Annotated in this window: 3 protein-coding genes and 1 tRNA gene; all 4 read right to left on the reverse strand. The window is 37.9% G+C overall.

Annotated elements, in window-relative coordinates; genetic code table 11:
• Positions 1–521 (reverse strand): hypothetical protein (locus J4227_07535; protein ID MBS3110354.1); only part of this gene is annotated, 521 nt, incomplete at its 3' end.
• 220 nt (positions 522–741) lie between these two features.
• Positions 742–1,608 (reverse strand): hypothetical protein, encoded by an 867-nt coding sequence (locus J4227_07540; GenBank protein ID MBS3110355.1) that lies wholly within the window; start codon positions 1,606–1,608, stop codon positions 742–744.
• Positions 1,609–1,696: 88 nt separating this feature from the next.
• Positions 1,697–2,920, reverse strand: coding sequence for a tyrosine-type recombinase/integrase (locus J4227_07545; protein ID MBS3110356.1), 1,224 nt, complete (start codon positions 2,918–2,920; stop codon positions 1,697–1,699).
• A gap of 87 nt (positions 2,921–3,007) precedes the next feature.
• Positions 3,008–3,091: transfer RNA gene (locus tag J4227_07550), tRNA-Ser, on the reverse strand.
• Positions 3,092–3,201: the final 110 nt, after the last annotated feature.

Here is a 3,201-nt window from a genome sequence, read left to right on the forward strand (position 1 = left end):
TCCTGCAAATTGCCTCCGCCGTATTTTTGGATGGCAAGCAATAATTGGTCTTGTGTTTTAAATTCCTGTGGCTTTGATGTGTCAATTTCAAAATAACCCCATTCATCGTTTCTGTTTTTAAATTTGAGCTTGAGATTATCCATGCCTGTTTTCAAAACCTTGTCGGATTTGAGAATTGCATCCAAGTCAGTTTTCTCTACCTTGTAATTGTGAGCCGGAGATAGAAGTTGCCTTGTTGCTTCCTCTATATGCTTAAGAATTGGATTTAAATCCCTCATTGTGCTGTAAAGATAAGCTTTTCCATCCTCAAAAGTGTAAACATTGCCGTCTGCTGTGTAGAACCATTTATTTCTTAAACTGGAGTCAGTCTTTCTGTCCCTCATTATTTCATAAGCATACTGGAATGTTTCAGGCCTTATTTGAGAATAACCTTGGGCTAAAGCTCCTGGTATATTTACAAGCTTTCCCTGCTCATTAACTGCTGTGCTTGACAATGTTTTTTCCAAAGTTTGTTCTGTCATTTTAACTTCCTTGTAGAGTGAACCACTCTAATAAATGCTCATTTATAAATCTTTGCATTTATTAACCATTGAATAGTAACAACTACTCTTAAAATAAGGCTCTGATAAAAATAGCACCCATAGTAGTATACCTGTATTATTGGGGGGTGCTTTTTTAGTCAAATTTAATTTTTTATCGAGAAGAATTAGCTTAAATAACGCTAAAATCCAGAAGACTGATTTAAGCCTTTTTAAGGATTTTTTCCAGTTGGTTGCGAAGATATCTCCTGTCAATTGTCTTGCCAAATTTCCTGTATTTTTGGACATATTTTCTAACTGTACAAACAAAAAACCAAGTGTCATACTCTTTTTTTAGCTGTTTTACTTTTTCACTAATGGCTTTTTTGTCTTTGCTAAGTTTGTTTCCGGTTTCAACTTCAATTGCATATCTCTTGTCATTTATTTCAAAGGTTATATCTGGCTTGGTTGTCATGTATTTTTTACATTCAACATACTTTTTCTCAAGAAATTCGCATATATCATAAACCACAAAGGCATGACCTTCGCTTTCATTGAATCTTGGCTTAATCAGGAATTTTTCCTTTTTCCTCGAATTAATGCTAAATTGAGATGAAATCCTGTAGCCTTTGGCCATCAGGTATTTCATCTCATCGAGATTAAGCTTTTTGCACTTAAACAATCTTTTTTCTGAATCTAAGCTTATTGTAACTTCTTTTCGTTGTGCAGTTTCAAAGCTTTTAGGCAATACTTCTTCCGTTAAGCTTTGTTCCAAACTTTCAGACATTTCCTTTTCCGTATTGCTTTGTTCTACATCTTCAGGAAGTCCTTCTTCCGTTTTGAATTGTTCAATAATTCTATCCTGGGACAGCTGCATGGGACATTTCTTGTTTTGCCTGTTCCTGTTAATCTTCCAAGCAATTAGATAAAGCAATAACATAAAGCTGATTGAGGCGATTATCGTAATAACCATCCTAATTATCTTCTGCATTCCAATAATTTCTATCTTTTTTTGGAGCCAAGCTAAGAAAAGTATAGACAATAAAACATAAAAAACAGAATTATCTTCCTGATTATTTTGTCCTTGCATGGTTTTTTAGCATCGCTTGCAAATTCTTACCTTTTTCTCGATAGGATTAATTTTTATCTCCCCAATGCTTTGCGAGGGGAGATAAAAATTAATAAATTGCTTCTTTCAGCCCCTTAACCTTCTCTTCAAACACTTTCATGAAGTCTGGGTCTTTCACAAGCAAATTCAATATGCTGTCAGCCCTCTCTCTTGCTTCTTTTTCCTGCCGCAGCTTCTCTTCAACTTCAAATGCTGATTTCAAGTCCAGAATGCCAGAGCATTTTGTGCAATATCTTGCATCCACTGCATTCATTGTGTTGCATCTTTGGCAGACTTTAGGCTTTAGCCGGCTCTCAATGTTTTCCTTATCTTGTTGTATTCCATTCAAGGCAAGGATAGATGCATCTATCTGCTTGCCGGACATATGGACATATGTCGAGGGCATCTTGCTGCCTTGTATCCAGCCGAAGTACTGATTCATCTGAAATTCTGTCAAGTGGTCTGCTAGAAAACTTGCCCGTGCATGCCTGAATATATGGGGATTAAACCTTTTTTTAATGCTGATTTTCTCAAAGAGCCTTTGCAAAAGGCACCTGATATTATCATATCTCATCACCTTGTTATGGTTTGCTGACCCAATATTTACCCATAATGGTGAATCTGGCTCGTTCCTATGTGGATGCATGTTCAGCCATGCACCCAAAAGCGGCGCAGAAGATATGATTCTTACAGACCTCGGACCCGTTTTTCCAACAACATTGAGGATTGCGCCATGCTCATCAAACTTCACATTGGCTATTTGCAGACTGCCATGCTCACCAATCCTTGTGCCAGACTCATATAAGGTGGCGACAAGTGCCTTGTCCCGTGGGTGGTCTGCTGCATTAATCAATGCCCTAACTTCATCTTCTGTCAGCAACTCGGCATTGTCTATAAATTTTTTGTCTGTCTTTTTTATAGCAGTGCTAATCCACTTTACCTCATATGGCATTTCATCTTCTGCTTTCTTAAGCCATTTAAAGAAACGCTTCAGCATTATTTTATACGTCGATTTTGTCCAGGGGCTATAGTCATTTTCCTGTAAAAACCTGACTGCTTCAGTTATATCCTCTTTTGTTACCTTATCAAAGTCTGCCTGCAAGGTTTTTGCCCAGAATACAAGGACTCCCAAGTATCTTTCTATCCTTGGCATGCTAATATTTTCTACGCTGCAAAAGTCCCTGAACTCAAGAATCAGCTGCCTGTTTCTTTCAGAAATGGCTGCTTTTCTAACCTGTTCAAGTGCGCCTGCAAGCCTTTTTGGGTAGTTATGTATATCTATTTCCTTTTTCATTTTAATCCTCCGAAGAAATAGCAGCTATGAAAATATAAAAGCTGAATGGCCAATTTATGGTCATCAGACGTTTAAACAGAATATGAACGCCGCGGCCCAGATTTGAACTGGGAAATCCTTTCGGAAACCAGCTCTCAAGGCTGGCGCAGTACCAGGTTGTGCCACCGCGGCAGATTTTTAAGAAAAATCTGGTAAAAACAAGAGAGGCATAAAGCCTCTCGACGCAATTCGCTATCATTCTTAATTATTGCTATACTGAATAGCAGTTCGGGAGACTTCCG

This window comes from Candidatus Woesearchaeota archaeon, assembly GCA_018303405.1.
Taxonomy (GTDB): domain Archaea; phylum Nanobdellota; class Nanobdellia; order Woesearchaeales; family JABMPP01; genus JAGVYD01.

Coding starts and splice junctions, on each gene's coding strand:
- J4227_07540 (MBS3110355.1), bottom strand. CDS start 1,608: ATGCAAGGACAAAATAATCAGGAAGATAATTCTGTTTTTTATGTTTTA.
- J4227_07545 (MBS3110356.1), bottom strand. CDS start 2,920: ATGAAAAAGGAAATAGATATACATAACTACCCAAAAAGGCTTGCAGGC.